This is a genomic window from Pseudarthrobacter sp. NamE5 (assembly GCF_005796225.1).
In the GTDB taxonomy this organism is placed as follows: domain Bacteria; phylum Actinomycetota; class Actinomycetes; order Actinomycetales; family Micrococcaceae; genus Arthrobacter.
The window spans coordinates 25,785-52,733 of record NZ_VAHO01000014.1 but is presented as its reverse complement, the minus strand read 5'-3'; the positions used below and the strand labels follow the sequence as shown (position 1 = coordinate 52,733).

Below are 26,949 nucleotides of genomic sequence, written 5' to 3'. Positions count from 1 at the left end.
ATGCGCCGCACCCGTTCCAGTCCGGCACCGCCCATAGGAGTTGCGCTGTGGCTGCTCTTCCTGCTGGTGCCTGCCCTCCTGCAGTTGTCGGGCTCCCCCTCCTTTGCGTCACCCTCGCCCGGGGAAGGAAAACAGTCCGTGCTCGGCAACGACATCTCCTGGCCGCAGTGCACCACCGGCTTACCCACCGGACAAGCCTTTGCCATTGTCGGTGTCAACAACGGCCTGGCCAACAACTCCAACCCCTGCCTGGCAGAACAGCTCAGGTGGGCGGAGGACTCGGCCGGCCATCCGGAACAGCCCACCGTATCGCTGTACGTGAACACTGCCAACCCGACCGCCGCAGGCTCCTGGTGGCCGGACAATGACGAATATCCTGCCGGCCGGGCGGTCCACAACCCTTACGGCCCTTGCACGCCCGGCGACCATGGCAAGGCCTGCGCTTACATGTACGGCTACGCAAAGGCCTACGACGACGCCTACCTCCGTGGGGTATCCAATCCCGCCGGCTATTTCTGGTGGCTGGACGTAGAAACCGAAAACACTTGGTCCGGCACGGACAAAAATGCCAACCGGGCCGTCCTGGAAGGCATGACGGACTTCTTTCACAGCATCGGCGCGAAAGTGGGGATCTACTCCACAGGCCAGCAGTGGGAACAAATTGTTGGAACAGTCAGCAGTTCAAGCAATTTGTACTCCCTGCCGAGCTGGCTGGCAGGCTCCCTCAACGCCTCGGGTGCGGCCAGCGCCTGCTCGAACGCACCCCTCACCGGCGGCGGCAGGGTGGCCCTTACCCAGTTCGTCCTGCAGGGTTTCGATTACAACTACCCCTGCCCATAACCCGCCTGGAAATCAGCTGCCCAGCCACACCATATTCCACGTGCCAAGGGCCACCGCAGCAACAACCGCCGCTGCCGCCATCACCACACCCCCGGCCAGCACCCACGCGTCCAACGCACTGTAGGTTGATTCGCGGGCCCACGTCCGCGGCCCCCCGCCGAAACCGCGGGCTTCCATGGTTATCGCCAGCCTCGATGCCCGGCGGATTGCCTGGACCAGGAGTCCGAAGCTCTGGCCAAGGGTGGCTTTCACCCGCTGCAGCACACTCCCACGGGAACCCACTCCCCTGGCACGGCGGGCCATGCCGATGGCCTGCCACTCCTCGGCCATTAGGCCCACCAGGCGCATGGCAGCGAGCGTTCCCAGCACGAACCGGTGTGGAAGGCGCGCCTTCTGGGCCAGCGCATCGGCGAGGTCGGTGGGGTCGGTGCAGCTCATCAGCAGCACGGCGGGCAGCGCGATTGCCAGTCCGCGCAGCATGAACCCCACCCCCAGTTCCAGCGAACCTTCACTCATCGTCCAGATGCCGACGTCGATCAGCGTCCTTCCGCTGTCCGGCGCCAGGATGGAGGTGCTCCATCCGCCGATGGCAGCGGCGATAATAAGGGGCCAGCCGCGCTGCCACAGCAGCGTCAGCGTGAGGCCTGCCAGCGGGAACAGCAGGAGCTCGAACACCAGGGCCACCGAGGCTGAAACCCAGTCGATCGAAAGTGCCAGCACGGCAGTGATCAGGAAGACGGCGGCGAACTTGCTCAGGGGATTGGCGCGGTTCAGCAGGGCCTGGCTGCCGCGCAGGTTCAGCTCCTGCCTCATGGCGCCACCGGTTCCGCGGGTACCAGCCTCAGCTCCGTTCCGCCCAGGGCAGCCGTGAATTCGGCGTCGTGGGTCACCGAAACTACGGCGGTGCCGGCGTCCAGCAACTCCGACAGGAAGGAGGCCAGCTCCGCCCAAGTGTTGGCATCCTGCCCGAAGGTGGGCTCGTCCAGGACCAGCACCTGCGGATGCGCCGCCAGGACCGTAGCCACCGAGAGCCGCCGCTTCTCCCCGCCGGAGAGTGTGTAGGGGTTTGCGTCCACGAGGTGGGTGAGCCTCAGCCGCTCCAAGAGTTCGTCCACACGCTCCTTGCCATGGCCCAGGTGCCGCGGGCCAAACAGCAGTTCGTCCAGGACCTTCCCGGTGACGAACTGGTGCTCCGGCTCCTGGAACACCGTGCCGATCCGCTCGATGAGCTGCTCGGCTTTCCATTTGTAGGGATCTATGCCGGCTCCACGGCTCAGGTCAGTGGTTGCCGAAACCGCGCCGTCCACCGGTTCAAGCAGGCCGGCAAGGGTCAGGGCGAACGTCGACTTTCCCGCACCGTTCGGCCCGGTAACGGTCAGCGCCTGCCCGGCCCGGACCTGGGCTGCGATGTCCTCCTGCACGGGCACCGGCGGCAGTTTGCGGAAGCCGCTGCGGCGAGGGCGTTCACGGGATACTGCCAGTTTTTCCGCGGCGATCAGGAGGTTTCCCGTTCCCCGGGCAGGGCTGCCCGCACGCAAGCGCGTTTCGGGGACGTACCCGGGCACCCAAACGCCGGCGGCCGTGAGCATGGCCCGCGCGTCGGCAAGCACCTGGTCCGGCGGGCCATCCAGCAGCACGGCGCCGTCCGTGGCGCTGCCCGGCTGCAGCACCACGATCCGGTCCACCAAGTCCTTCCATACGGACACCCGGTGCTCCACCACCAGCAGCGTGGCACCGGTCTTATCCAGGCAGCGGGCCACGGCATCACGGACTTCCAGCACGCCGGCAGGGTCCAGGTTGGCTGTCGGCTCATCAAGGAGGATGAGCCCCGGCCGCATGGCCAGGATGCCGGCGAGCGCGAGCCGCTGCTTCTGCCCCCCGGACAGGGCCGACGTCGGGTGGTCCAGCGGCAGGTGGCAAAGTCCGACGTCGTCCAGCGCCTCATGCACGCGGGCCCAGATGGCGTCCCGGGGCACCGCGAGGTTCTCGGCGCCGAAGGCGACGTCGTCGCCCACGCGGGAAAGGACCACCTGGGTCTCCGGGTCCTGCTGCATCAGGCCGGCGCGCCCACGCTGTTCCCGGGGGTAGGCGCCGTCAACGAGCAGCGAACCGGACTCATCAGAGTCGCCGGCCTCGCCGTCGTCGTTAACATCTCCCAGCACCCCCGCCAAGGCGTGGAGGAGCGTGGACTTCCCGGCGCCGGACGGGCCAAGGAGCAGCACCCGCTCCCCCGGCCGGATGTCCAGGTCCAGGGCACGGACGGCAGGCCTGGCGCGCCCGGCATGCCGCCAGCCCCACCCCCGGGCGCTGATGGCAGCCGGCCGCGCTACAACCGGGGTGCTGTGATGGGACGTGGCCGTCATCAGGAGAAGACGGGCTCCGTTGCCGCCTTGCGGGAGGCAAAGGAGCTGAGGACGCCGGTCCTCGCCAGCCCGCGGGTGGCAATCCAGGACAGGGCGCCGGCGATGACTGCTCCGGAGATCATGGTGAAGATGATGTAGGCCAGCTTGTCCCCGCCCGAGTAGGCGATGTTCCAGCCCCACGGCGCAAAGGAGTCGTTCAGGCCGCAGAAGAGACCGGCCGCGGCGCCGGCCAGCAGCGAGACCGGCAGGTTGAACTTCCGGTAGACGAAGAAAGCGAAGATGATTTCGGCGCCCAGGCCTTGGACGAAGCCGGAGAACAGTACGGACGCCCCGTACTGGGAGCCCATGAGGAGCTCGCCGGTGGCCGCGACGGTCTCGCAGAACAGTGCCGCGCCGGGCTTGCGGATGATGAGCATGCCCAGCACTGCGGGGATCATCCAGCCGCCGGCGATCAGGCCGGTCAGGGGCGGGTAGACGGCGTTCATGGGTGCGGACACGGCGGCGGCGCCCTGGGACCAGGCCCAGAAAATGACACCGCCGGCGATGGCGATGAGGGCCGCCACCACGATGTCCACGACGCGCCACGACTTGCTTGTGGTCTTCTTGATAGCTGTAGTTGCCATGTGATCCTCCTGAGGAACAGGAGGGGAAAGCGCGGCAAAAGGCAGGGACTGCCGTTTGCCGGACTTCGAGAAACTCGACTCCCTTGCGCCGGTACTAACCGGATCAGGTTCGAGGGTCTGCGGCTGTCCGCACTCTCAGCGCCCACCTGCGGTCCCTGGCATGGCCAGCTCCGACGGCGGCGCTCCCCTGTCGTTGAATGATTCTGTCGGTAATGCTTCACCCTGTTGGGCGTGGTCCAGTTTACATCCCAGGAGGAGTAGATTGTGGGCCATGACTGCCAATCTGCCGGATGTGACCGGCTACGATCCCGACTCCGATGCCGTGCAGCCGGAGGGCTCGCTGGAACAACTCATTGGCCGGATCGAAGGGGAAATCCACCAACTGCAGTTTCCCGGGTTCTCCCTGGATGACGCCCTCAACCTGGGGCTGCTCCTGGTCGAGCTGGGCAAGGAACGCGCGCTGCCCATAGCCATCGACATCACCAAGGGCGAGCAGGTCCTTTTCCATGTGGCCCTGCCCGGCGCCACCCCTGATAACGGACACTGGATCCGGGCGAAGCAGCGGACAGCGGCCCGGTACGAGGTCCCTTCGCTGCTGGTGGGCCTGCGCGGCCGGCTCCGAGGCGGCCGGATTGAGGACGAGGGCTGGTTCGACGAAACCGTCTACGCCGCGCATGGCGGTTCCTTTCCCATCTATGTCACCGGGGTGGGATCCGTAGCCACCGTCACCGTTTCCGGCCTTCCCCAGGTACAGGACCACAACCTGGTGGTGGAAGCCCTGCGTGAGGTCCTGCAATCCGCAGCGGCTGACGGTGCGCCGTGACAGGCGGGCAGGCCGAGAACCCCGTCCGGGCGGCGCTGGACAAGGCCTCGGAGGAGATGATCTACATCGGCCCGGACCACCCCTACTACCCCTTGCTGGCGGAGCTGGTGACCGCCGTCGGAAAGTCCTGGCAGCAGGGGTATGAGCACGGCCGCCGTGGCGGCCAGCATGCGAACCCCTATGCTTGGAACAGTCCGGAAGGGTAGAGCTGCCTTGCGCCCCGGATCATCCGGTTGTGGGAGAATTCGGGAAGCGCGCCCTGGTGTCCAGCAGCGAACAAGCACCAAGGCTGCTTAGCATATATTAGTAATCATGCTTACTATGTTGTCTCCCGGGTTTTGAGGAGTACAGTACATGGCAGCCAGCACCCGACTGAGAGGCGCGCGGACAGGCCTGCAAAGGGCCGCACTTGGAACCGGTGCCGTCTTCTGCCTGGCCGGCATCCTGGGTTTCATTCCCGGCGTCACCTCCAACCTGGAGTCCCTCAGCCCGGCCGGGCATGGCTCCGGAGCCCTGCTGCTGGGAATCTTCCAGGTTTCCGTTTTGCATAACCTGGTCCACCTGCTCTTTGGGGTTGCCGGCGTCCTGATGGCGGCCACCCACGCACAGGCCAGGAATTTCCTGGTCTATGGCGGCGTCGTTTACCTGGTCCTGTGGCTGTATGGCCTCCTGGTGGGCGACACTACGCCCGCCAACTTCGTCCCCGCGAATAATGCGGACAACTGGCTGCACCTTTCCCTGGGCCTGGCCATGATCGCCCTGGCCGTCATGCTGGCCCGCGGCCCGGCCCCCAGCACAACCACCGAAAACAGTACCGCGCCTGCCACCAGCTCTTCCCCGCCCGGCACCCGTCGCCATTGACCCCTGTCCCCGACCCCCGGCCGTCAGGGAAGACGGCCAGGACCGGCACCAAGCCAGACCTGAAGGAGCATCATGAAAATCCCAGAACCGCGAGGCCCTGTCAGCACCGCCCTGTTTGGCGTTCTTGCTGAGGCACCTGACATCCAAGCCGGCGGCCTTGAAGAGCTGCAGCGGCTGGTGGCCAGCCAGCTCGCCGCAAGCCCGGACATCATTGCCGACGACGACCTCCAGCTGGCGCTGTTCTGCCTCTATGAACTCCACTACTCCGGGCTTGAGGGCGTAAGTGACGAGTGGGAGTGGGCACCGGAACTTGTCCGGGTCCGCCAGTTGCTCGAGAAGCCTTTCGAAGCAGCCCTGCGGGACGCCGCTGCCCAGGCGGCCGGTGACCTGGATCTTCCCCCGGCGTCGGGGCTCACCAGTGATGCCGTGGCAGACGTGCTGTTTGGCCTGGCGGCGCGTGACGGCGGCCCCAGCCTCTCCCGCTATGTGGCGAAGAAGGCGACCCTGGAACAGCTGAAGGAATTCCTGATCCATAAGTCCATCTACCAGCTGAAGGAAGCGGACCCGCACACCTTCGCCATCCCCCGGCTCTCCGGACGTGCGAAGGCGGCACTGGTGGAAATCCAGGCCGATGAGTACGGGGGCGGACGGCCCGAACGGATGCACAGCGCACTTTTCGCCCGCACCATGCGCGGCCTGGGCATGACTGATGACTACGGCGCCTACGTCAACGACGTCCCCGCCGTCTCCCTGGCAGCAGTCAACCTGATGTCCCTGTTCGGCTTGAACCGGCGCCTGCGCGGTGCGATCACCGGACACCTGGCCATCTACGAAATGACGTCCTCCCAGCCCAACCGCCTGTACGGCAACGGCTTCCGCCGGCTCGGCTTCGATGCCCAGGTGACCCATTACTTCGATGAGCACGTGGAAGCCGACGCCGTCCACGAGCAGATCGCAGGCCGCGACCTGGCCGGCGGCCTGGTGGAGGCCGAGCCCGGACTGCTCGATGACGTCCTCTTTGGCGCCACCGCTGTCATGGCCATTGACGGCAGGCTGTCAGCGCACATCCTGAAGGCCTGGGAGAGCGGCAGGACGTCACTGAGGGCGGCAGTACCGGCGGCAGCATGAGCACGGCGCCACGCGACCAGCCATCAGGTGAGCCCTTGGACCAGCCGGCGGAGTACATCCTGCCGCTGCGCTGGACTGACGATGCAGACCTGCCGGAACTGGTTGCCTACCTCCGGGAGCTCACTGGCTGGATCATGGTTACGGTGGTGGACGGCTCACCCCCCGCCCTTTTTGAACGCCACCGTGCACTGTTCCCCCCTGCCGTCCGGCATATCCGGCCTGAACCAGGCCATGAACCAGGGCCGGAATCAGGACAGGACGCAGGGCCGGCGCCGCGCGGAGGCAACGGCAAGGTTGCCGGGGTGATGACCGGTGTGCGCGCCGCCGCGGCGGAGCTGCTGGTGATAGCCGACGACGACGTGCGTTACACGCGCGAGTCCCTCGCCGCCGTCGTCCATCACCTTGGTTCGGCAGAGGTTGTGCGGCCGCAGAACTACTTCGATCCCCTGCCGTGGCACGCCTGGTGGGACACCTCCCGGACCCTGATCAACCGGGCCTGGTCGGACGACTTTCCCGGAACGCTGGGGGTGCGCCGGAGCGCGCTGCTGGCAACCGGCGGTTACGAGCCCGTGCTGTTCGAGAACCTTGAGCTGATCAGGACCGTGAAGGCAGCAGGAGGCCGGGAGAAAATCCTTTCGGCCCTGTTCGTGGCCCGCAGGCCGCCCAAGGCACGGCATTTCCTGAAACAACGCGTCCGGCAGGCGTACGACAACTTCGCCCAGCCGCGAAGGCTTGCCGCGGAGCTCGCGCTGCTTCCGCTGCTTGTTGGCGCAGCCTGCCTGCCCGGGCGGCACCGCCGGAACGCCTTGCTGGCACTGGCCGCCGCGCCCGCAGTTGCCGCCGAGGTTGGCCGGCGGCGGCACCACGGAAGTGCGGTCTTTCCGCTGGGTGCGGTACCGTTCGCTCCGCTGTGGGCCCTGGAACGGGCCGTATGCATGTGGATTGCGCTAGGGTACCGGCTGGCCGGCGGCGTGCCGTACGCGGGAACCAGGCTCAAGACCGCAGCCCATCCGCAAGCCGAGCTCCGGCGGCGGCACTACGGCAAACTCGCTGGAACGGGCCAGCGGGATGTACAGGTTTCCACCAGCACAACAGAGCAGGAGCAAGCATGAACCAGGAACCACCGGAAAGCTCCATCGTGGTCTGCCCGGACGGACCGCTCATTGTGCGCGGGGACTTCGAAATCGTGACGCCTTCCGGGGATCCGGTTCCGCGCGAGAGGAAGACAGTAGCGCTGTGCCGGTGCGGCGCTTCGGCCATCAAGCCGTACTGCGACGGTACCCACAAAATGATCAAGTTCCGGACGGAACCGCCCTCCCCCTGATTCGCCGCCTCGTGCCATTCGCCCGGCTGCTGTGCAGCTAGGCTGGTGGCAGTCCGTTTACCGCCCGCAAGGAGTACTAGGAATGAATTTCTTCATCAAGCTGCTTGGCACCGGAATCAGCCTCGGCGCCGGCTTCCTCGGGACCAAGCTGGTCAACACCATCTGGGAAAAGACCACCGGACGGAAGCCGCCCACTGGCAAGGACGAGGATGTTCCCACCAGCCTGCAGTCCGCGCTGACGTTCGCGCTGATTTCCGCTTCAGTCAGCACCATCATCCAGGTCCTGGCCAACCGCGGCACCCAGCGTGCCATCACCCGGTTCGCCAAGACCCAGGACATCGTCTAAGGCTTAGTGCAGCAGGGAGATCAGTCTCCCCGGCCGTCGTCGGAACCGCCCTCCCGGGCGGCCCTGGCGGCGGCTTTCTGCACTACGGCTTCCAACTCATCGGAGGTGAGGAGCTCGCGGTGCAGGTGCTTGGTGCGGTAGCCCGCACGGCCCACCATGTGGGCCGACACCGGCGCGGTGAGCAGCTGGAAGATCCAGGCCACCAACAGGACGGGCCATACCCACCAGGTACGCATCTGCAGCCCGATGGACGCCAGGAGCAGGAACAGGCCCAGCACCTGCGGCTTGGTGGCAGCGTGCATCCGGCTCAACAGGTCCGGGAACCGCAGCAGGCCGATGGCCGCGCCCAGGGACATGATGGCGCCAACAATCATGAATACCGCTGACAGCATGTCCACCCAGGCATCCGGGCTGGTGGGATCAGGATTCATTGGGCTGCTCCCTCCGGTCTGCCACGAACCTTGCCACCGTCACGGACCCGATGAAGCCAATGACCGAGATGGCAACCACCAGCATCAGGTTGTTCAGGTGCCGGTTGACGGCCATGTCAACGCACAGGGCGCCGCCCAGGATGGCCAGCAGGACATCCGTTGCCAGTACCCGGTCCAGCAGGGAGGGTCCGCGGGAGATCCGCACGATAGCGCCGGCGGCAGCAAGCGAAAAAATCACGGCGGTTACCACCAGGACAAAGTTCATCATGCGGCTGCCTCCATACGCAGGGTTTCCAGTTCTTCCTTGGTGCCCATGATCCTGATCAACCCCGCCTCAATGGACCGCACTTCCTGCTTCAGTGCCTGGACGCGCTGGGCCGAGCTGATGTTCAGGGCGTGCAGGTAGAGGGTGGAGGTTGACCGGTCCACCTCCACCACCAGCGAACCCGGAATCAGGGAAATTACGTGACCGGTGGCCGTGACCATCAGGTCCTGCCGGCTCCGCAGCGGCACAGCGACGACGGCGTTGGTCACCCTTGGTCCCCGCGCGACCGCGAGGTAGAGGAGCTGTGCGCTGGCGGCGGCAACCTTTCCCAGGAACACGAGCGCAAAGGGGATGGCGAAAAGGATGTTGAAGCGGCCGCTGAGTTCCACCGGCGGAAGGTAGAACAGCCGTGCCACTGCCACGGCCAGCAGCGCTCCGAACAAGAGGTTGCCCGGGCTGAAATCCTGCCACAGGGCACCCCAGACAATCACCAGCCACACCAGGAGCGGCAACTCCTGGCGAAGTGAAATCCGACGGCGGCTCATCGCCCTCCTCCCGAGGTCGGGGCCGGCGGCACCACAGTGTCATCACCGAGCACGGCGTGGACGTAGGCGGACCTGTCCAGCATGTCCTCCGCGGCCTGGTCGGAGACCGTGAACAGCGGCCCGGCAAAAACGGTCAGGGCTACGCCGAGCACCACCAGCCCCGCAGTGGGGCCAACCATGGTGCGGGGCAGTAGGGTGACAGCGTCCTGATTGGCGGCGTTCCGTTTTGCGCTGTTCCGTTTTGCGCCCGGCCCGGCCATGGTCCGGGCAGCAGGTGCGGCAGGTGTCGCCAGCAGCACAGGGTCCGGGTGTTCAGCGTCGGAAGGCCTCCGCCAGAACGCACGGTTCCACACCCTGGCAATGGCCAGCAGGGTCAGGAGGCTGGTGACCACGCCGCCGATCACCAGGGCGTACGCCAGCGGCGTCCCAAGCTCGATGCCGGCCTGCATGAGGCCCACTTTCCCCAGGAAACCGGAGAACGGCGGAATGCCGGCCAGGTTCATGGCCGGAACGAAGAACAGCAGTGCCAGCAGCGGCGAGAGCTTGGCCAGGCCGCCCAGCCGGTCCACGGACGAGCTGCCGCCCCTTCGCTCGATCAGGCCCGTCACCAGGAACAGGCTGGTCTGGATGGTGATGTGGTGTGCCACGTAGAAGACCGCGGCCCCCAGCCCTGCAACCGAGGACATGGCCAAACCGAACACCATGTAGCCGATATGACTCACCAGGGTGAAGGAGAGCAGACGCTTGATGTCGCTTTGCGCCAGGGCACCCAGGATCCCCACCACCATGGTCAGCAGCGCCGCCACCATCAGCGGGGCGTTGAGGGAGTCGCCGGGAAAGAGCAGGGTTTCCGTCCGCACCATGGCATAGACGCCCACTTTGGTCAGCAGGCCGGCGAACACTGCCGTCACCGGTGCCGGCGCTGTTGGGTAGGAGTCCGGCAGCCAGAAGGACAGCGGGAACACAGCGGCCTTGATGCCGAACGCCACGAGCAGCATCACGTGAAGGAGTGTCCTGGTCCCCTCGTCCAGCTCACTCAGCTTGATGGCAAGGTCCGCCATGTTGACGGTTCCGGTGGCCCCGTAAACCATGGCTATGGAGATCAGGAACAGCACCGAGGACACCACGGACACCACCACATAGGTGACGCCGGCCCGGATGCGGGGCCCGGTGCCGCCCAGCGTCATCAGCACATAGCTCGCAGTCAGCAGGATTTCAAAGCCCACATAGAGGTTGAAGAGGTCGCCGGAGAGGAAGGCGTTGGACACCCCGGCCACCAGGATGAGGTAGGTGGGGTGGAAGATCGACACCGGCGCGTCCTGGTCGCCGTCGGCCATGCCCTGCCCGGTGGCATACACCAGCACGGCTAGGCTGACCGCCGAGGAAACCACCAGCATCAGGGACGAGAACTGGTCCACCACCAGCACGATGCCCCACGGCGGCAGCCAGCCGCCGAGGGTCACGGCCACCGTGCCGCCGTCCCACACGGATCCCAGCAGGAGGCATTCCAGCAGGAGGGTGAGGGACAGCAATCCAATGCTGACGGCGCGCTGGGCGCGTGAATGCCGGATCAGCAGGAAGGTCAGGGCGGCGCCCAGGATGGGAAGTACGACGGCGAGCGGGGCCAGGGATGCGAGGTTCACCTTCCGCCTCCTTCCGGGCTGGGGGCTACGTTGGCGGAACCGGGTTTTTCTTCTTCGGCTGCGGCTTCGGCAGGCATTTCGCGGCCGCCGGCCATGACGGTGGTAACCGGGAACTCGGACGTCTCTGCGGGGATCACGGCATCGTCCTCAGCATCGAAGCTGGGAGTTTCCGCCACCCGGAGGTCTTCGACGTCGGCCTGGATCTCATCGCGGCGTGCCAGGACCCAGGTGCGGTAAATGATGCCGAGCATGAAGGCGGTCACGGCGAAGGAGATGACGATGGATGTCAGGATCAGTGCCTGTGGGAGGGGATCGTTGTAGTCCCCGGCAGCGGCGTCCTTCGCATACAGCGGGGCCAGCCCGGCGTACCCGCCGGTGGCAAGGATCAGCAGGTTGGTGGCGTTGGCCAGCAGCATCAGGCCCAGCAGGACCCGCGTCAGGCTGCGTTCCAGGATCAGGTAGATGCCGCAGGCGTACAGCGCACCCATCACGATCAGCAGTGTCAGGTTCACGCTCATGCTTGCCCGCCCTTTGCGGTGGTCCCGGCTGTGTTGCCGCTGAAATCCTGTTCTTTGGCCACAGAGGCGGCGGAAGCACCAAGGACAAATTCCTGCTGCCCGGCCGGTCCCTCGCCGTGCTCGGCGGCCGACCGCTCTTCAACGTGTTCGTCGATCTCGGCCCCGAGGCTCCTCAGGACATCCAGCACCAGGCCCACCACCACGATGTACACGCCGATATCGAAGATGGTGGAGGTGACGAACTTGATGTCCTCGAACACCGGAAGCCAGAGTTCGATGATGGCCGTCTGGAACACCTGGCCGCCCAGCAGCAGTGGCACCACCCCGGACGCTGCGGCAACGGCCAGCCCGATCCCCAGAAGCGTGCCGGCGCTCACCGGCGTGGCCTCGCTGAGCTCGAACCGCCCGCCTGCGAGGTAACGAATGGTCAGTGCCAGGCCCGCGGTGAGCCCGCCGGCGAAGCCGCCGCCGGGCAGGTTATGGCCTGCCAGCAAGAGGTAGAGCGAGAAGATGATCATGGAGTGGAAGACCAGCCTGGTGACCACCTCAAAAATGATGGACCGGCGTTCCGGGGCAAGCGTCCTGCCTGCCACGATCCACGCGTCCCGGGCCGCAGCGGCGAACCTTCTGCTGACGGCCAGTGCGGCGGCATCGCGGGAACCGGCATTGGCCAGGCGGTAGCGGCCCACCGTTCCCTCCGCCACCGTGGCGGCGTTCTTGATCCGGTCACCGCGTCCGCGGATGAAGATCAGGCTCGCAACGCCGGTGGCTGCGAGGGCCAGGACTGTGATCTCGCCAAACGTGTCCCATGCCCGGATGTCAACGAGCGTCACGTTAACAATGTTGAGTCCGCCGCCGCCCTCATAGGCGAGGCGCGGGAACTCGAGGGAGACCGGTATTGCGGTCCGGGCACCCATCGAATAGATCGCGGCGAACACCATGGTGACGCCGAAGCTGAGCCCGATGATCACCCGGACTACCCGGTACTTGCCGCCGGTGCGGTCGCGGAGTTCGGGCGGCAGGCTGCGCAGTGCCAGGACGAAAGCCACCAGGATGATGGTCTCCACCAGCATCTGCGTCAGCGCGAGGTCCGGGGCGCCCTGCAGCGCAAACATTAAGGCGATGCCGTATCCGGTGACCGAGACCATCAGGACCGCAAGGAACCGCTTGTTGGCCTTGACGGCGGCCAGCGCGCCGATCACGATTGCCGCACCCACCACCAGCTGGAGCGGGGAGTTGGGGTCCACCAGGTAGATGTCGTCCGGCAGTGGTTTGCCCGCCAGCAGGATGGCGGACAGGGGAAGGATGAACGCGACACTCAGGATGACCGCGAGGTAGTAGTAGAGGGAACCGCGCTGGGTGCGGCCCGTAATCCACACCGCCACATCGTCAAGCGCGCCGATGGTGTACTGGTACGCCTTGTCCCCGTCCACCCACGCCGGCACCAGGGACTGAACCCGTGAAACGGCGTCGCGGCCAAAGTACATCGCCAAGCCCAGTGCAAAGGTGAGAGCCGTCAGCCCCAGGGCAGGCGTGAAACCGTGCCAAAGCGCAAGGTGGCCGGCCCGTTCAGCCAGAGTGCCGGCGTCGGGATCGGTGGAGGCAAACAACGCGGCGTACGGCTGGATCCACCCGTCCACGGGGACTGGCCATACCCCGTAGATGATGGTCAGGAGGCTCAGGACGGCCGGCGCGGCGAGGAAGGAGGGCCTGACGGCCTTGAAGGGCGTGTGTTCCACGCCCGGTTTGACGGCGAAGGCACCCCACATGAAGCGCGCACTGTAGGCAAAGGTGAGGACGGAACCAATGACGATTCCGGCAAGCACCACCGCTCCCCACGCTCCTGCCGCAGGGCTAGCCGCATGGTGGACGAAGGCCTCCAGCACCGATTCCTTGGCCACGAAGCCGCCGAGCAGGGGGACTCCGGCCATGGAGGCCGCCCCAATTCCCGCCACGATGCCCAGGGCGCGGGAGGATCTGAAGACGCCGGAGAGCTTGCGGACATCGCGTGTCCCTGACTGGTGGTCGATGATGCCCACCACCAGGAACAGGGTGGCCTTGAACAGTCCGTGGGCCAGGAGCATCGCCAGGCCGGCGAGCGCCGCGTCGGGGGTGCCCAAACCCACCACCATGGTGAGGAAGCCAAGCTGGCTGACGGTGCCGTAGGCCAGGATGAGCTTGATGTCAGTCTGCCGCAGTGCCCGGTAGCCGCCCACCAGCATGGTGGCGAGGCCCAGCCCCAGCACCACCGGCTGCCAGTAGGCCGTCTCGGAGAAACCGGGGGCCAGCCTCGCCACGAGGTAGATCCCGGCCTTGACCATGGCGGCGGCGTGCAGGTAGGCGCTGACGGGGGTGGGGGCCGCCATGGCGCCGGGAAGCCAGAAGTGGAACGGGACCAGGGCGGACTTGGTGATCGCGCCCACCAGGATGAGGACGACGGCGGCACCCAGCATTGGGCCCGCGGCTCCGTCCACCAGGGCGGGCGCCTGCTCCATGATGGCGGAGATGCGGTAGGTTCCTGCGGCGTGGCCCAGCATGATGAGCCCCACGAGCATCGCAAGCCCGCCGGCGGTGGTGACCATGAGCGCCTGCAGCGCGGAGCGCCGTGCCGCCAGCCGGGTCCGCGCGTACCCGATCAGGAGGTAGGACAGGATGGTGGTGAGTTCCCAGAAGATGAACAGCAGCAGCAGGTCATCCGCCACCACCAGTCCGAACATGGCGCCGGCGAAGGCCAGCAGCTGGGCACCGAAGGCGCCGAGGTCCTGGTCTCTCTTCTTGAAGTACCTGGCGCAGTAGACCAGCACCAGGGCACCGACACCAAGCACCAGCAGCGACATGACCCAGGCCAGGGCGTCCATCCGGAAGGCGAACTCAAGCTGGAGGCCCGGAATCCACGGGACCGTCTCTTCGACTGCACCCTGCTCCGAGTAGACGGACCCATGCTGGAACAGCAGCCAGGCAAAGGAGGCGGCGGGAACAGCAGCGAGCGCGTAGAAGGCGTTCCGGCCCCAGGCCCTGAAGAGGAAAGGTGCCAGGGCAGCCACCGAAAAGTGCACGGCAAGGACTGTAATCACTGGTATCTCCGCAACGTCAGGGATTCGATTGTCAAAAGTTGGAGCAGGCGGTTCATAAGTTAGGTCCGGGAAGGTTCAGTTTATCAAGCCGTCTGTACCGCTTCCGCCGCCAATGTTGTATCCTTCCCTGCTTTCCCCGGCCTGATGGGCCCTATCTCCGCCGGATGTTCACCCCCGGCGGATACGATGCTGCATATGAACAGCGCCAGCGCTCCCGGGGCAACGCAGCCGTCCTCGGAACTCAAATCCGGGAATCAGGCCGCCAGCAAGGGGCGGGTTTTGGCCTGGGCTTCCTGGGACTGGGGCTCAGCTGCCTTCAATGCGGTGATGACAACGTTCGTCTTCACCGTGTACCTCACCTCGGACGCTTTCGGCGGCGAGGACCAGGCATCGGCAGTCCTCGGCAGCGCCCTGGCTGTTGCCGGCCTGGCCATCGCGCTCCTGGCGCCCGTTACGGGCCAGCGTTCGGATGCCGGCGGCAGGCGGAAGCTGTGGCTGGGAGTCAACACGGCCGCCGTCGCCCTCCTGACGGCACTGTGCTTCTTCGTATTCCCGCAGCCTGAATTCCTGCTGCTGGGAGTGTCCCTCATCGCGCTGGGCAACGTGTTCTTCGAATTCGCGGGCGTCAACTACAACGCCATGCTGGCCCAGGTCTCCACGCCGCGGAACATCGGCAAAGTCAGCGGCTTCGGCTGGGGCGCCGGCTACCTCGGGGGCATCGTTGCCCTGCTGATCGTCCTGCAGCTGTTCGTCCAGCCCAGCATCGAATGGTTCGGCGCCTCCACAGAGGACAGCCTGAACATCCGGCTGGTGGCCGTGTTCTCAGCCCTGTGGTTTTTCATCTTCGCCCTGCCGGTGCTGTTTGCCGTCCCGGAGCTTCCCAAGGCACCGCAGGCAAAGCGGCTCGGGGTCCTGGCCAGCTACGGGCTGTTGGTCCGGCGAATCAAGGCGATCTATGCCACCAGCCCGCACACCATCTATTTCCTGCTGGCGAGCGCAGTCTTCCGGGACGGGCTGGCGGCTGTCTTCACATTCGGCGGAATCATCGCTGCAGGCACCTTTGGCTTTGAACTGTCCCAGGTCATCTTCTTCGCCATCTTCGGAAACGTCGTGGCCGCTGCGGGGGCTGTCATCGGCGGCTTCCTGGACGACCGGATCGGTCCCAAGCGGGTGATCACCGGTTCCCTCGTGGGCCTGCTGATCGCCGGCACGGTCATCCTGGTCCTCGGCAACGGCGACTACGTCTTCCTGGGCATGGCCTGGCCGGGCAGCACCACCTTCTGGGTTTTCGGACTGTTCCTTTGCCTCTTCGTGGGCCCGGCACAGTCCTCGTCCCGGGCCTATCTGGCACGGCTTGCCCCGCACGGCGAGTCCGGCGAACTGTTCGGCCTGTACGCCACCACCGGCCGCGCGGTCAGCTTCCTGGCACCGGCCCTCTTTACCCTCAGCATTACCCTGGCCACCCCCTTCGTATCACCCGGTGAAGCACAGCGGTGGGGCATTTTGGGCATCATGGTGGTCCTCCTGGCCGGCCTGCTGGTCCTGCTGCCGGTGAAATCCCCCGGAAAGGCTCCCATCGCGGTGGTTCCCGCGGCCTGAGCGGCTGGCGGCTTTAGGGGCGCCCAAGCGCTTCCTCTAAATGAAGCAGGTTTCCGCAGACCCTTGACTGCTCCTTGTTATCGATCACATAATGGATGCCACCAATGAATGAAACCTTTCAAATTTCTCAAGGATGAGGAGAACCCATGGGTGAGGCCCCACCACGTCCCCGAGCGGGAATCATCGGCACGGGCGGCATAGCCCACGCTCATGCAGAGGCACTGAGGCTTGCAGGAGCAGAACTGGTGGTTGCGGTGGATATCGACCAGGGCCGCGCCGCCGGGTTCGCTGAGGAGATGGGATTCGCCGGCACTGCTCCCAGCCTGGCCGCAGCCGCGGAAGCGGGACTGGACCTGGTTGCTGTCTGCACCCCGCCGTCGTCGCATGCCCCGCTGGCCCTGGAAGCACTCGCACTTGGCCTGAACGTGGTGCTGGAGAAGCCACCGGCGCTGTCACTGCGGCAGCTGCATGAGCTCCAGGGAGCCGAACGCACCACCGGGAAACGCGTCAGCTGCATTTTCCAGCACCGCTTCGGCACGGGTGCCGGCAGGCTGGCGGAGCTGCAGGAGTCCGGGGCCCTGGGCAATCCGCTGACAGGCTTCTGCAATACGCTGTGGTTCCGCAAACAGGAGTATTTCGACGTACCGTGGCGCGGCCAGTGGGACGTTGAGGGCGGCGGACCCACCATGGGGCACGGCATCCACCAGTTCGACCTTCTTCTCCACCTGTGGGGTCCGTGGCAGGAGGTGACAGCCTTCGCGGGGAGGCTCGCCCGCCGCACGGAAACGGAGGACGTGTCCACTGCGATCGTCCGGTTCGAATCCGGAGCCCTCAGCACCGTCATAAACTCCGTCATTTCGCCCCGGGAAACTTCCCAGCTCCGCTTTGACTACGAGCATGCCACCGTGGAACTGGAGCATCTCTACGGATATGACGAGTCACACTGGCGCTTAACCCCCGCGCCCGGGCAGGAGCACCTGGCGGACCTGTGGGCGGACGGCCGGACGGCGACGCCCAGCGGCCACCCCGCGCAGTACGCACGGATCATCGAGGCCGTCAGCTCCGGAACGGTACCGCCGGTTACTTTGGCAGACGCTTACCCCACCATGGAACTGGCCGCCGCAATCTATGCCTCCGCCATCACGGGCAAGACCGTACGGCGGGGCGAAATCACTGAAGGAAACCCGTTCTTCGACCGTGCCGACGGCCGGCTGGAACCTTGGAAACTGGAAACGAGCCACGCATGAACGCCTCCGCCGGAACAACTGCTGCCGAAGCCCCCAAAAACCAGGTCACCTGGACGGACGATGGTACCGCCGTCGTGATTTTCCTTGACGGAATGGATGTACTCACCTACACCTACACCGCCGACGATCCCCAGGAGGAATCGCCCAGGCCGTATTTCCACCCCGTCCGCACCAGGTCCGGCGATCTGGTCAGCGCCTACCGCCCCCACGACCACGTGTGGCATAAGGGCATCGCCTGGTCCCTGCCGCATCTGGGTGCGGACAACTTCTGGGGCGGCCCCAGCTACCGGCGCGGCCAGGACTACCAGTGGCTGCCGAACAACGGCGCCATGCGGCACCGCGAGCTCGTCAAGGCAACGGACGACGGCGGGACGTTCGCTTTTGCCCATACGCTGCAGTGGGTCACCCAGCAGGGGTCGCTCGTGGTTGAGGAGGAGCGGTCCTTCCAGGTTGTGCCGGGGACTGACGGCAGCTACACCCTGATCTTCGAGACTGCAATGACCAACGTCTCCGGCGAAGAGATCCATATTGGCTCCCCCACCACCGAGGGACGGGACAATGCAGGATACGGCGGGCTGTTCTGGCGCGGCCCGCGGTCCTTTGCCGGGGGGACCATCATTGGCCCCGGCGGTGCTACCGGCGAGGAACTCCGCGGCCAGCGAGCACCGTGGTTGTCCTTCGTGGGGCAGCACGACGAAACCTGCCGTTTCTCCACCGTGGTCATGGTGGACGATCCGGGGAGCGCCCACCCGGAACCCGAGTGGTTTGCCCGCTCCGAGCCGTTTGCCTGCATGGGCCCGGCTCCCTTCTTCAGCAAGGAAGTCCTGTTTCCAGCAGACTCAACCCTGCGCTTCCGGCATGCCGTGGTCATCGCTGACGGGCAGTCAGATGCAGCGCGGGCAGAATCCCTGGCCACTGCCGCCCGTGAAGTACTGGCCGGCACCTCCCGGGCGCGGGCAGACAAGTGAGCAGCACTGCCCCGGTTCCCCGCTTTCCGGGCGGCACTGCTGTCAGCGGGCTTCGGGTTTATGACTGGGAGTCCGTCGACGGGCTGTGCGGGGGTTCGCCGCACCTGCACACGGTGTCGTCCGAGGCCTACCTGGTCACGGCCGGCAGGGGCGAGGTGCATACCCTTTCCATGGCAGGCGCCGAGGAACACAGCCTGGCGGCGGGAGCCCTGCTCTGGTTCAGCCCCGGCACCGTCCACCGCCTGGTGAACACGGAAGACCTGACCCTGACGGTCATCATGTCCAACGCCGGGTTGCCTGAGGCCGGAGACGCGGTCCTGACGTTTCCACGCCACATCGTGCAGGACCCGGACCTGTACGCGGAGCATGCTGTCCTGCCGCGCGACGTGGAGGAGTCCGTCCTGGCCGCCGCCTCCCGCCGTCGGCGTGACCTTGCCCTGGAAGGATACGCACAACTGCATACTTCCGTGCTCACGGATGGCCCTGGCGCCCTGGCAGAATTCCACCGCGCCGCAGCCCGCCTGGTCCGTCCCCGCGTAGAACGATGGAAAGAACTGTGGGAAGCGAACGTCCTGGCCCAGGTCAGGGCGACCGGACAGGCACTGGAGGAACTGGCCGAGGGATCAGCTGCATCCTTGGCGGGCGCAGCCGTGGCGCGGGGCGGCCGGCGGACGGGCGAGGGGTACGGCATGTGCGGCCGCCTCACCACCTGGGAGGATGCCCGGCTGTGAAACCCACGCCAGCCGGCGCCGGGCCGGGCCGCGCAGCCACAATTTACGAAGTGGCGCGGCTCGCCGGGGTCTCGCACCAGACAGTCTCGCGGTATATGGCTGACCGTTCAAAACTGAAGGCCGCGACGTCCGACAAGGTTGAGCGGGCCATGGCGGAACTGAACTACACGCCCAACCTCGCGGCCCGTTCGCTGCGCACCAGGGCCACCTACCGCCTCCTTGCCCTGGTGCCAGGGGCCTCGCCGTTCTTTCCGTCCCGAATGCTGACCGGTGCCGCGGCAACAGCCCAGGACGCCGGCTACCACCTGGACGTCGTCGCCCTTGAGGGAAGCGGACCGGAGCGGACAGAACGGCTCCGCAGGATTCTCGACGGCGGTCCTTTCGCAGGTGCGCTGTCCTTCGTTCCCCTTGCCGGAACCGATCTCCTGCAGGCGCAGGAACGGATCCCGGTCGTGGTTGCCGGGGAATATGACGACCAGATGCGCGGCCAGGGCAGGATGTCGGACGGATCGGCGGCACAGGCCATCGTGGCGCACCTCGCCGCCCTGGGGCACCGGCGGATCGCCCACATCGCAGGTCCGCAGGCATGGCCGGCAGCGAGGAACCGCCTCAGTGTCTACCGGCGGGCGGTCCAGCATGCCGGGCTGGAGGACGGCGGGGTGGCCGAAGCAGAGTGGAGCGCAGCTTCCGGCTACGCCGCCGCGCAAACCCTCATTGCTGACCGGTCCATCACCGCCATCTTCGCCGCCAACGACCAGTTGGCCATCGGAGCCATCCGGGCCCTTCACGAAGAAGGCCGCAGGGTCCCTGACGATGTGAGTGTGGTGGGCTGGGACGACCACCCGGAGTCTGCTTTCCTGGTCCCGTCACTGACCACCGTCCACATGGACCTCGAGGCACAGGGCGGCCATGCCATGAAGCAGCTGCTCGCGGCGCTGAAGCCCGGCGGCACCCTGCCGACGGAAGCTGGAACCGCAGGCACGCGGCTGGTCCTTCGCGAATCGTCCGGGCCCGCCCCAAGGGCGCCGCGGGAGACTAGGCTGGAACCATGAACGTGGATGAGACGAACCTTCCGGGCCTTGGCCGGCGGAAGGACTTCATGACGGCTTCGGGCCGCCGGATCGGCGTCGTGGAGCTGCGGGAGGGCCAGACGGAACTTATCGTGTCCACCTGGGACGATCCCGATACCTGCCAGGCTTCCATCCCGCTGACGGCGGAAGAGGCAGCAACGCTGGGCAACCTGCTCGGCGGACAGCACCTGGCCATGAAACTGTCGGAGGAGCACAAAGATGTCCCCGGCATCGTCACCCGGCAATTTTCCATCACGCCGGACTCCCCGTTCCAAAACCAGCCCATGGGAAAGGCTTGTATCCGCACCCGCTGCGGCGTTTCCATCGTGGCGATCATGCGTGAAGGTGAGGTGCTGCCGTCGCCGGGGCCCGACGTCGTTCTTCACACCGGTGACCTGCTGATAGCTGTCGGCACCCAGGAAGGCCTCGATACGGCGGCCGATATCCTTCGTAACGGATAAACGCTATGGACCCGTTGGCCCTGACCCTCATTGAACTGGGGGCCGTTGTGTTCTGCCTCGGCCTGTTGGCCAGGCTGGCCGGACGGATCGGAATGTCGCCTATCCCGCTGTACCTTCTTGGCGGGCTTGCCTTTGGGGCCGGCGGGATTATCAAGCTTGAGGGGATGCACGAGTTTGCGCACCTTTCCGGCGAAATCGGCGTTATCCTTCTGCTGCTGATGCTCGGTTTGGAATATACGGCCGCAGAGCTTTTCACCGGATTGAGGAGATCCTGGCAGGCGGGCGTGCTTGACCTGGTCCTTAACTTCCTTCCGGGGGCGGCTCTTGCCTACCTGCTGGGCTGGGGCGGGGTAGGAGCCATGGTGCTGGGCGGGGTCACCTACATCTCCTCGTCAGGAATCGCAGCAAAGGTCATCACGGACCTGGGCCGGATCGGCAACCGGGAAACCCCGGTGGTGCTCTCCATCCTGGTTTTTGAGGACCTGGCCATGGCCGTCTATCTTCCGGTCCTCACCACCATCCTTGCCGGGGTCAGCTTCCTCGGCGGCCTTACCACCGTCGGCATCGCGCTGGCCGTCGTCAGCCTGGTGCTGATGGTGGCACTGCGCCACGGGCACCAGGTGTCCAAGGCCGTCCACAGCGAAAACTCCGAAGTGTTCCTGCTGAACGTGCTGGGTGCCGCTCTCCTGGTGGCCGGCCTGGCCTCTGCCATGCAGGTTTCCGCGGCAGTTGGCGCCTTCATGCTCGGGATCGCAATTTCAGGCGCGACGGCGCACAACGCCACCCGCATCCTTGAACCGCTGCGCGACCTCTTCGCCGCCATCTTCTTCGTGGCGTTCGGGCTCAATACCGATCCCTCATCCATTCCGCCGGTGCTCGGCTGGGCCCTGGTGCTGGCGGTTGTCACCGCTGCCACCAAGATGGCGACAGGGATCTGGGCAGCGAAGCGCGTGGGCATTGCCAGGCCGGGCCGGTTCCGTGCGGGGGCTACCTTGATAGCCCGCGGCGAGTTCTCGATCGTCATCGCCGGACTGGCAGTGGCATCCGGAGCGATACCCGGCGAACTTGCCGCCCTTGCCACCGCCTACGTGCTGCTCCTGGCCGTCACGGGCCCGCTCGCCGCACGCTATGCGGAGCCGCTGGCCAAGGCCGTCCTGCCTGCTCCGAGGGTGGCCGCGAAGGCCTGACCACGCGGTGGCGCTTCGGCTGCCAGTTGGCTGCGAAGGCCTGGAACGGACTGCTGGCTGGCCGGGTCCCCTTGGGCCGGCTGCGGAAGTCCTGCTGCGTCAGATGCCGGTGCGGTGGAAGTTCAGGTGGCTGCGGCTGGCGGTAGGCCCGCGCTGGCCCTGGTAACGGTTGCCGTATTCGCCTGAGCCGTAGGGGTACTCCGCAGACGAGGAAAGCCGGAAGAAGCACAGCTGGCCGATCTTCATGCCGGGCCACAGCTTGATGGGGAGCGTGGCCATGTTGGACAGCTCCAGCGTGACATGGCCTGAGAAGCCGGGATCGATGAATCCGGCAGTGGAGTGGGTCAGCAGTCCCAGCCGGCCCAGGGACGACTTCCCCTCCAGCCGGGCTGCAATGTCGTCGGGCAGCGTAACTGTCTCAAAGGTGGAACCAAGGACAAACTCGCCCGGATGCAGGATGAAAGGCTCATTCTGCTCCACCTCAACGAGCCGGGTCAGCTCCGGCTGCTCCTCTGCGGGGTCGATGTGTGCGTACTTGTGGTTGTCGAACAGGCGGAAAAACTTGTCGATCCGGACATCCACCGACGACGGCTGGACCATCGCGGGATCGTACGGCTCGAGCACGATCCGCTGGGAGTCTATTTCGGCACGAATGTCGCGGTCAGAGATCAGCACCGTCCCAAATTACCGTATCGGTTATCCACAGCTGCATTTTTTCGTTGTTGCTGATGCCCAGTGGGGCTAATGTTGCTTCAGTGATTCAGGCGCCGGATGGTCTCCCGGATGGCCCAACAGAGCTGGGGATGTTGTGAATAAAAAGGTCGTGCCGTCTTTCATTGGCGTGCTCTGTGCATTGGTGCTGGCCACCTCCGGGGGCACGTCTTCCCTGCCCCCTGCCGGGAGCGGGCTTGTCACGGCTTCCGGCGCCAACAGCGTTGCCTTCGCTCCTTCCGTTGTCCATGACGACGGCCATTCCCCCTCCGGGGCAGGCGCAACCGGGTCCCCGCTCACCCCCGCCGTGGAACCGGACATCCGCCCGGCGTCACCCACGGAGCCCTTGGTGACTGCTGCTGGATCCGGAACCGCACCGGAACCGGCCACCCCTGGCGCCCCGGATGCTGGCGCAACCGCCAGGGCCGGCGGGGCAACGGCACCAGCGGCGCCAACAGCCACCCCCGAAGCCGAGCCGGCAGGGACAGGAACCGAGGTCCCCTCCATTCCGCCGCTGTGGGCTCCGGACGAGGAACTGGCCTCCCCCTCAGTTTCCCGGCAGGCCGCTCCTGAATCCACAGCCGTTCCCGCGGCAGAGGCGCTGGTTCCGGACAACAATGCGGCCGCCGTCCTGACCGTATTCAACAAAATCAACGAATACCGGGTATCCAGGGGCCTGAACCCGGTCAATTATCACGCCACCGTCGCGGCCCTGGCGCAGGAGTGGTCGGACAACATCGCGTCCCGCGAGGTGATAGAGCACCGGGCCAGTTTCTGGACCGATCCGCGTGCCTTGAGCCCCAACAACGGCGCCGGCGAGGTCATCGCCATCCGCACTGACCGGGATGCGGCGCTGCTGGTCGAATGGTGGAAGGGCTCTCCCGGCCACAACGCCATGCTGCTTGATCCCCGCTTCAACGTGATGGGCGCCGGGATCAGCTATACGGACAGGACGTACCAGATCTGGGGCGTGGTTAACTTCTTCGGCTACACCACCCTTCCTGCAGGCACCACCAACTCCCCCGGCGGCAGTGCTCCCAGCACCGCTCTTCCGTCGCCGGCACCCTCCATGTGCGACGCCCCGGTCCGGCACATGCCGCCCACGCTTGACCTCTCGGCCGCGGCCATCAAGGGGCCAGGCGACCTGGTGACGGTGGACTCCGCCGGGCAGCTCCTTGGCAAGGCGGCCACGGGGGCGCGGACTTTTGGTGCGGCCCGGGTGATCGGGTCGGGCTTCGCCGGCGCCAAGGAAGTGTTCACCACGGACTGGGACCGTGACGGCGCATACGATCTCTTGGCACAGCGGACGAACGGCACCCTGACACTGCACCGTGGCATAGCCGGCGGAGGCTTCCACGCGCCGGTCACTTTGGGCAACGGGGGGTGGGAAACACTGACGCTGGCGGTCGGCGGCTGGTGCGCCAACAACAGGATGCCCCAGATTTTGGCGCTGGACGGCGCCGGGAACCTCTACCTGTACCCCAACAAGGGCATGGGCGACCTGTCCGTCCGCACGTTTGTGGGCTCGGTGGGCACCGCCCGGAAGTTGTCCATGGTGGATTACGACGCCGACGGCTTCCAGGACGTCCTGGCGCTCCGGGCCGACGGCGCGGTCCAGCTCTACCGCGGCTTGGGGACCACGGCGCTGCGCGCAGAGGCAAGGGCCACAGTGGCCACCGGCTGGGGAGACGTCACCGGCATCAGGCCGCTGCGGGACGTTACGGGGCTGAACTCCACCGGGCTGGCGCTTCGTCGGGCCTCTGATGTGGTGCAGTACTGGGACCTGACCTCCGGAAGCCTCGCCTCGCCGTCGAACATTGCCGGTCCCTGGGCTGGCCAGCGCCTGGCGCAGTAGGGCCTAACCAGTAAGGCTGGAGCGGCAAGGCGGGAACAGCGGGGCACGGTCAGTGAGTGGCCAGCCGGCAGCTAGATCGCCGGCTGGAGCTCCAGGGCGTCCTTGAGGCGCTCCAGCTGGGCTACGTCAGAGCTGACGCTCCGCTGCAGCATCCTGTTCAGGAAGCCCAGCCGGCTCAGGAAGCCGAGCTTGTCAACGAAGCCAAGCGGCCCCTCCGGGCGGGCTTCCAGGGCAAACCGGACCCGGGTCCCCGCCGCCTCGGTGCTCAGATAGTAGCCGCCCGTCCGGTGCGCGGGGCCGGAGACGACCGTGAACTGGATTTCCGCACCGGGCCGCGCCTGGGTAATTTCCAGTTCTGCCGGAATGCTGAGTCCGGAGCGCCCTGCCACCATCTTCCGGTACACCGCGCCCTTGGATGCGGCAGCTCCCTGCACCAGCTTGACGCTGCGGACGCTGTCGCGCCAAAGCGGAAGGTTGGCCGCGTCCAGCAGGTACAGATACACAGCCATGGCGTCCCGCCGGATGAGGACCTCGTGCTCTGCGAATGCCATCGGAATCTTTCTGTGGTTGACGTCGCCCTGCCGCAGCAGCTGCATCCCCCCGGCACTGCAGCTACCCGGATCAGGTTAGCCAGCGCTCCGTACGCCCACCTAGCCACAGCCGGGGACGTTATTGAAGAGTTACTGGATGACGCGCAGGCCGCAGTGACACGGAGCGGTTGAAGGCGTGGTGGGCAAAGCGGGCAGACTTCTGCGCTAAGCTATGTTCTGCCCCTCCACAAGCGGGGCGCTGCGGCTGTAGCTCAATGGTAGAGCGCTAGCTTCCCAAGCTTGATACGCGGGTTCGATTCCCGTCAGCCGCTCCACGCCTGCTGTTCCCCCGGAGGCTACGCGGCAACCCGGCGGATGATCTGTACCGGTTGCCTGCGGTCCCTGATGTTGATCTTCAGCAGCAGCGAGCCCTTCCGTGCGAGGATCACCGCCACCGTCAAGGCAGCCAAGGCCGGCACGCCACCGGACACCAGCAGGGCCAGATGGGGGCCGGCATGCTCGGCGATCCAGCCCAGCATGGGCCCGCCGATGGCCTGGCCGCCTATCAGCACCATGATGTACAGGCTCATCACCCTGCCCCTGATGCCCATATTGGTGCTCACCTGGACCAGCTGGTTGGATCCGGTGAGGAACATCAGGCACCAGAAGCCGGACAGCACCATCACCGCGCCGAACACCGGCATCGACGGCGCCAGGGCCGCAAGGCACAGCGTGGCACCGTACATCCCTGCGCAGAACACCACGGAGCGCAGCCGCAGCTGTCGGCGCCGGGTGGAGGCCACTGCACCTGTCAGTGCGCCAAGCGCCACCAGGGCGTTCAGCAGCCCGTACCCGCCGGCGCCCACCTCGAACACATGGTCCGCGAAGGCGGCGAGCACCACTGGCAGGCCCATGGCGAACACCGCGATGAAGCCGGCCATCAGCCAGGGCCAATAGATGGTGGGCTTGCTGAGCGCGTACCTCAGGCCCTCGCGGAGCATCCCCTTGCTCTTGGGCGCCGGCGCGCTGACATACAGCTGGTCCTTCCGCAGGATGAGCAGCATGGCAACGGTGGAGCAGCAGGCGAGGGCGTTGCCGGCGAACGCCCATCCTGCCCCCACCGTGGTGAGCAGCCATCCTGCCAGGGCGGGACCAATCAGGCCGCCGAGCTGGAAGGTGGTGGAATTGACGCTGATGGCGTTGCGGAGATAGGCAGGCCCCACCAGTTCGTGGACGAACACCTGCCGGGCCGGCTGGTCAAGGACAGTCACCAAGCCAAGCACCAGTGCGATGACGTAGACGTGCCACACCTCGATGGCGCCGCTGAGCGCAAGGGCTGCCAGCGCCGCCGCCAGCACTGCGGCGATGCTTTGGCACAGGATCAGGATTTTCCGCTTGGCGAACCGGTCGGCGATCATGCCACCCCAAGGGCCCAGCAGGAGGGACGGCAGGAACTGCAGCGCCACCGTGATTCCCACAGCGGTGACGGAACCCGACAGTTCCAGCACCATCCAGTCCTGGGCGATCCGCTGCATCCAGGTGGCGATGACAGCGATGAAATGCCCGATGGCGAAGATGCGGAAGTTGGGCACCTTGAGCGAAATGAAGGTGTGTTTCCACGGCAGCCGCTCGCTGACGACGGCGAGGGGCTGGGTTTGCGGGTGCTGGGCTGAAGGGCCTGGCTGGGCTCGAGCGTCTTGCGGCACCGGAGGGCCTTGGGGTGCTGGAGGGCCTGGCGGCGCAGATCCTGCGGAGTCGACGACGGGCTGGGTGACGGTTGCCGTTGAAGGCGGTGGGGGTGCCACA

At 66.2% G+C, this 26,949-nt stretch carries 28 protein-coding genes, 1 tRNA gene and 1 riboswitch; of the genes, 17 read left to right on the top strand and 12 right to left on the bottom strand.

Translation table 11 applies throughout. From position 1 onward, the window contains the following. Positions 1-840, top strand: a complete 840-nt coding sequence (locus tag FDW84_RS15380; protein WP_240721542.1) for a glycoside hydrolase family 25 domain-containing protein — start codon at positions 1-3, stop codon at positions 838-840. A gap of 12 nt (positions 841-852) precedes the next feature. On the opposite strand, the gene FDW84_RS15375 is transcribed toward FDW84_RS15380, so the two are convergent. From FDW84_RS15375 to FDW84_RS15365, 3 genes are read right to left on the bottom strand one after another with little or no spacing between them, the layout of a single operon-like run. Further along, the gene (locus FDW84_RS15375; protein ID WP_138610383.1) at positions 853-1,653 is read right to left on the bottom strand and encodes an energy-coupling factor transporter transmembrane component T family protein; all 801 of its coding nucleotides are present in this window, start codon (positions 1,651-1,653) and stop codon (positions 853-855) included. Next, positions 1,650-3,203: an ABC transporter ATP-binding protein gene (locus tag FDW84_RS15370; protein ID WP_138610382.1), complete on the bottom strand. Its 1,554-nt coding sequence runs from the start codon at positions 3,201-3,203 to the stop codon at positions 1,650-1,652. The genes FDW84_RS15375 and FDW84_RS15370 overlap by 4 nt, the downstream gene beginning before the upstream one ends. Further along, positions 3,203-3,826, bottom strand: coding sequence for an ECF transporter S component (locus FDW84_RS15365; protein ID WP_138610381.1), 624 nt, complete (start codon positions 3,824-3,826; stop codon positions 3,203-3,205). The genes FDW84_RS15370 and FDW84_RS15365 overlap by 1 nt, the downstream gene beginning before the upstream one ends. Positions 3,827-3,888: 62 nt before the next feature. Further along, positions 3,889-4,025, bottom strand: a riboswitch (TPP riboswitch). 72 nt (positions 4,026-4,097) lie between these two features. Between FDW84_RS15365 and FDW84_RS15360 the strand changes: the two genes are divergently transcribed. The 7 genes from FDW84_RS15360 to FDW84_RS15330 all read left to right on the top strand — a co-directional run bounded on the left by FDW84_RS15360 (position 4,098) and on the right by FDW84_RS15330 (position 8,308). Then, complete coding sequence (locus FDW84_RS15360; RefSeq protein WP_138610380.1) at positions 4,098-4,649, top strand: heme-degrading domain-containing protein; 552 nt, start codon at positions 4,098-4,100, stop codon at positions 4,647-4,649. Then, positions 4,646-4,855: a hypothetical protein gene (locus tag FDW84_RS15355; RefSeq protein WP_138610379.1), complete on the top strand. Its 210-nt coding sequence runs from the start codon at positions 4,646-4,648 to the stop codon at positions 4,853-4,855. Before FDW84_RS15360 ends, FDW84_RS15355 begins: the two co-directional genes overlap by 4 nt. A 148-nt stretch (positions 4,856-5,003) precedes the next feature. After that, positions 5,004-5,510, top strand: a complete 507-nt coding sequence (locus FDW84_RS15350) for a DUF4383 domain-containing protein (protein ID WP_138610378.1) — start codon at positions 5,004-5,006, stop codon at positions 5,508-5,510. Positions 5,511-5,582: 72 nt separating this feature from the next. Then, a complete protein-coding gene (locus FDW84_RS15345; protein ID WP_138610377.1) occupies positions 5,583-6,638 on the top strand; it encodes an iron-containing redox enzyme family protein in 1,056 nt (351 codons plus the stop codon). After that, a complete protein-coding gene (locus FDW84_RS15340; protein ID WP_171046803.1) occupies positions 6,635-7,750 on the top strand; it encodes a glycosyltransferase family 2 protein in 1,116 nt (371 codons plus the stop codon). The genes FDW84_RS15345 and FDW84_RS15340 overlap by 4 nt, the downstream gene beginning before the upstream one ends. Further along, positions 7,747-7,962 carry a CDGSH iron-sulfur domain-containing protein gene (locus tag FDW84_RS15335; protein ID WP_138610376.1) on the top strand — a complete coding sequence of 72 codons (216 nt, stop codon included), beginning with the start codon at positions 7,747-7,749 and terminating at the stop codon, positions 7,960-7,962. The genes FDW84_RS15340 and FDW84_RS15335 overlap by 4 nt, the downstream gene beginning before the upstream one ends. A gap of 82 nt (positions 7,963-8,044) precedes the next feature. Further along, entirely contained in the window at positions 8,045-8,308 is a 264-nt protein-coding gene (locus FDW84_RS15330) for a DUF4235 domain-containing protein (protein ID WP_138610375.1), read from the top strand. A 20-nt stretch (positions 8,309-8,328) separates the two neighbouring features. Here FDW84_RS15330 and mnhG read toward each other — a convergent pair whose 3' ends face one another. The 6 genes from mnhG to FDW84_RS15300 are packed head-to-tail and all read right to left on the bottom strand — an operon-like array spanning position 8,329 to position 14,784. Further along, entirely contained in the window at positions 8,329-8,739 is a 411-nt protein-coding gene (gene mnhG / locus FDW84_RS15325) for a monovalent cation/H(+) antiporter subunit G (RefSeq protein WP_138610374.1), read from the bottom strand. Then, positions 8,729-9,007, bottom strand: a complete 279-nt coding sequence (locus FDW84_RS15320) for an MrpF/PhaF family protein (RefSeq protein WP_138610373.1) — start codon at positions 9,005-9,007, stop codon at positions 8,729-8,731. The genes mnhG and FDW84_RS15320 overlap by 11 nt, the downstream gene beginning before the upstream one ends. Next, entirely contained in the window at positions 9,004-9,549 is a 546-nt protein-coding gene (locus FDW84_RS15315; RefSeq protein ID WP_138610372.1) for a Na+/H+ antiporter subunit E, read from the bottom strand. Before FDW84_RS15315 ends, FDW84_RS15320 begins: the two co-directional genes overlap by 4 nt. After that, positions 9,546-11,192: a Na+/H+ antiporter subunit D gene (locus FDW84_RS15310; protein ID WP_138610371.1), complete on the bottom strand. Its 1,647-nt coding sequence runs from the start codon at positions 11,190-11,192 to the stop codon at positions 9,546-9,548. The genes FDW84_RS15315 and FDW84_RS15310 overlap by 4 nt, the downstream gene beginning before the upstream one ends. Next, the gene (locus FDW84_RS15305) at positions 11,189-11,710 is read right to left on the bottom strand and encodes a Na(+)/H(+) antiporter subunit C (RefSeq protein WP_138610370.1); all 522 of its coding nucleotides are present in this window, start codon (positions 11,708-11,710) and stop codon (positions 11,189-11,191) included. The genes FDW84_RS15310 and FDW84_RS15305 overlap by 4 nt, the downstream gene beginning before the upstream one ends. After that, on the bottom strand, positions 11,707-14,784 hold the full coding sequence (locus tag FDW84_RS15300) for a Na+/H+ antiporter subunit A (protein WP_138610369.1): 3,078 nt from the start codon (positions 14,782-14,784) through the stop codon (positions 11,707-11,709). The genes FDW84_RS15305 and FDW84_RS15300 overlap by 4 nt, the downstream gene beginning before the upstream one ends. Positions 14,785-14,979: 195 nt before the next feature. On the opposite strand from FDW84_RS15300, the gene FDW84_RS15295 reads away from it, so the two are divergent. The 7 genes from FDW84_RS15295 (at position 14,980) to FDW84_RS15265 (ending at position 22,047) form a co-directional block, all read left to right on the top strand. Then, complete coding sequence (locus FDW84_RS15295; protein WP_138610368.1) at positions 14,980-16,383, top strand: MFS transporter; 1,404 nt, start codon at positions 14,980-14,982, stop codon at positions 16,381-16,383. 146 nt (positions 16,384-16,529) lie between these two features. Then, positions 16,530-17,630: a Gfo/Idh/MocA family protein gene (locus FDW84_RS15290; protein ID WP_138610367.1), complete on the top strand. Its 1,101-nt coding sequence runs from the start codon at positions 16,530-16,532 to the stop codon at positions 17,628-17,630. After that, positions 17,627-18,598 (top strand): DUF6807 domain-containing protein, encoded by a 972-nt coding sequence (locus FDW84_RS15285; protein WP_138610366.1) that lies wholly within the window; start codon positions 17,627-17,629, stop codon positions 18,596-18,598. The genes FDW84_RS15290 and FDW84_RS15285 overlap by 4 nt, the downstream gene beginning before the upstream one ends. Then, positions 18,595-19,329, top strand: a complete 735-nt coding sequence (locus FDW84_RS15280) for a cupin domain-containing protein (protein WP_138610365.1) — start codon at positions 18,595-18,597, stop codon at positions 19,327-19,329. The genes FDW84_RS15285 and FDW84_RS15280 overlap by 4 nt, the downstream gene beginning before the upstream one ends. Continuing rightward, a complete protein-coding gene (locus FDW84_RS15275) occupies positions 19,326-20,381 on the top strand; it encodes a LacI family DNA-binding transcriptional regulator (RefSeq protein WP_171046802.1) in 1,056 nt (351 codons plus the stop codon). Before FDW84_RS15280 ends, FDW84_RS15275 begins: the two co-directional genes overlap by 4 nt. Further along, complete coding sequence (locus tag FDW84_RS15270) at positions 20,378-20,860, top strand: cation:proton antiporter regulatory subunit (RefSeq protein WP_138135122.1); 483 nt, start codon at positions 20,378-20,380, stop codon at positions 20,858-20,860. The genes FDW84_RS15275 and FDW84_RS15270 overlap by 4 nt, the downstream gene beginning before the upstream one ends. A 5-nt stretch (positions 20,861-20,865) precedes the next feature. Beyond that, on the top strand, positions 20,866-22,047 hold the full coding sequence (locus FDW84_RS15265; RefSeq protein WP_138610363.1) for a cation:proton antiporter: 1,182 nt from the start codon (positions 20,866-20,868) through the stop codon (positions 22,045-22,047). Positions 22,048-22,146: 99 nt separating this feature from the next. Here the strand turns inward: FDW84_RS15265 and dcd are convergent, their stop codons facing one another. Continuing rightward, entirely contained in the window at positions 22,147-22,722 is a 576-nt protein-coding gene (gene dcd, locus FDW84_RS15260; RefSeq protein WP_138610362.1) for a dCTP deaminase, read from the bottom strand. 148 nt (positions 22,723-22,870) lie between these two features. On the opposite strand from dcd, the gene FDW84_RS15255 reads away from it, so the two are divergent. Further along, entirely contained in the window at positions 22,871-24,613 is a 1,743-nt protein-coding gene (locus tag FDW84_RS15255; RefSeq protein WP_240721541.1) for a CAP domain-containing protein, read from the top strand. Between the two features lie 71 nt (positions 24,614-24,684). Here FDW84_RS15255 and FDW84_RS15250 read toward each other — a convergent pair whose 3' ends face one another. Further along, positions 24,685-25,164 carry an SRPBCC family protein gene (locus tag FDW84_RS15250; protein WP_138610361.1) on the bottom strand — a complete coding sequence of 160 codons (480 nt, stop codon included), beginning with the start codon at positions 25,162-25,164 and terminating at the stop codon, positions 24,685-24,687. Positions 25,165-25,404: 240 nt separating this feature from the next. Between FDW84_RS15250 and FDW84_RS15245 the strand changes: the two genes are divergently transcribed. Then, positions 25,405-25,478: transfer RNA gene (locus FDW84_RS15245), tRNA-Gly, on the top strand. Between the two features lie 21 nt (positions 25,479-25,499). Here FDW84_RS15245 and FDW84_RS15240 read toward each other — a convergent pair. Beyond that, complete coding sequence (locus FDW84_RS15240; protein WP_138610360.1) at positions 25,500-26,948, bottom strand: MFS transporter; 1,449 nt, start codon at positions 26,946-26,948, stop codon at positions 25,500-25,502. Between the last annotated feature and the right edge of the window lies 1 nt (position 26,949).

What these genes read in the sequence shown, in the direction of transcription:
- FDW84_RS15320 (WP_138610373.1), bottom strand. Translation starts at nt 9,007, where the DNA reads ATGATGAACTTTGTCCTGGTGGTAACCGCCGTGATTTTTTCGCTTGCT.
- FDW84_RS15350 (WP_138610378.1), top strand. Translation starts at nt 5,004, where the DNA reads ATGGCAGCCAGCACCCGACTGAGAGGCGCGCGGACAGGCCTGCAAAGG.
- FDW84_RS15270 (WP_138135122.1), top strand. Translation starts at nt 20,378, where the DNA reads ATGAACGTGGATGAGACGAACCTTCCGGGCCTTGGCCGGCGGAAGGAC.
- FDW84_RS15365 (WP_138610381.1), bottom strand. Translation starts at nt 3,826, where the DNA reads ATGGCAACTACAGCTATCAAGAAGACCACAAGCAAGTCGTGGCGCGTC.
- FDW84_RS15345 (WP_138610377.1), top strand. Translation starts at nt 5,583, where the DNA reads ATGAAAATCCCAGAACCGCGAGGCCCTGTCAGCACCGCCCTGTTTGGC.
- FDW84_RS15375 (WP_138610383.1), bottom strand. Translation starts at nt 1,653, where the DNA reads ATGAGGCAGGAGCTGAACCTGCGCGGCAGCCAGGCCCTGCTGAACCGC.
- FDW84_RS15360 (WP_138610380.1), top strand. Translation starts at nt 4,098, where the DNA reads ATGACTGCCAATCTGCCGGATGTGACCGGCTACGATCCCGACTCCGAT.
- FDW84_RS15295 (WP_138610368.1), top strand. Translation starts at nt 14,980, where the DNA reads ATGAACAGCGCCAGCGCTCCCGGGGCAACGCAGCCGTCCTCGGAACTC.
- FDW84_RS15290 (WP_138610367.1), top strand. Translation starts at nt 16,530, where the DNA reads ATGGGTGAGGCCCCACCACGTCCCCGAGCGGGAATCATCGGCACGGGC.
- FDW84_RS15265 (WP_138610363.1), top strand. Translation starts at nt 20,866, where the DNA reads ATGGACCCGTTGGCCCTGACCCTCATTGAACTGGGGGCCGTTGTGTTC.
- FDW84_RS15285 (WP_138610366.1), top strand. Translation starts at nt 17,627, where the DNA reads ATGAACGCCTCCGCCGGAACAACTGCTGCCGAAGCCCCCAAAAACCAG.
- FDW84_RS15335 (WP_138610376.1), top strand. Translation starts at nt 7,747, where the DNA reads ATGAACCAGGAACCACCGGAAAGCTCCATCGTGGTCTGCCCGGACGGA.
- FDW84_RS15305 (WP_138610370.1), bottom strand. Translation starts at nt 11,710, where the DNA reads ATGAGCGTGAACCTGACACTGCTGATCGTGATGGGTGCGCTGTACGCC.
- FDW84_RS15370 (WP_138610382.1), bottom strand. Translation starts at nt 3,203, where the DNA reads ATGACGGCCACGTCCCATCACAGCACCCCGGTTGTAGCGCGGCCGGCT.
- FDW84_RS15315 (WP_138610372.1), bottom strand. Translation starts at nt 9,549, where the DNA reads ATGAGCCGCCGTCGGATTTCACTTCGCCAGGAGTTGCCGCTCCTGGTG.
- mnhG (WP_138610374.1), bottom strand. Translation starts at nt 8,739, where the DNA reads ATGAATCCTGATCCCACCAGCCCGGATGCCTGGGTGGACATGCTGTCA.
- FDW84_RS15250 (WP_138610361.1), bottom strand. Translation starts at nt 25,164, where the DNA reads ATGGCATTCGCAGAGCACGAGGTCCTCATCCGGCGGGACGCCATGGCT.
- FDW84_RS15340 (WP_171046803.1), top strand. Translation starts at nt 6,635, where the DNA reads ATGAGCACGGCGCCACGCGACCAGCCATCAGGTGAGCCCTTGGACCAG.
- FDW84_RS15380 (WP_240721542.1), top strand. Translation starts at nt 1, where the DNA reads ATGCGCCGCACCCGTTCCAGTCCGGCACCGCCCATAGGAGTTGCGCTG.
- FDW84_RS15330 (WP_138610375.1), top strand. Translation starts at nt 8,045, where the DNA reads ATGAATTTCTTCATCAAGCTGCTTGGCACCGGAATCAGCCTCGGCGCC.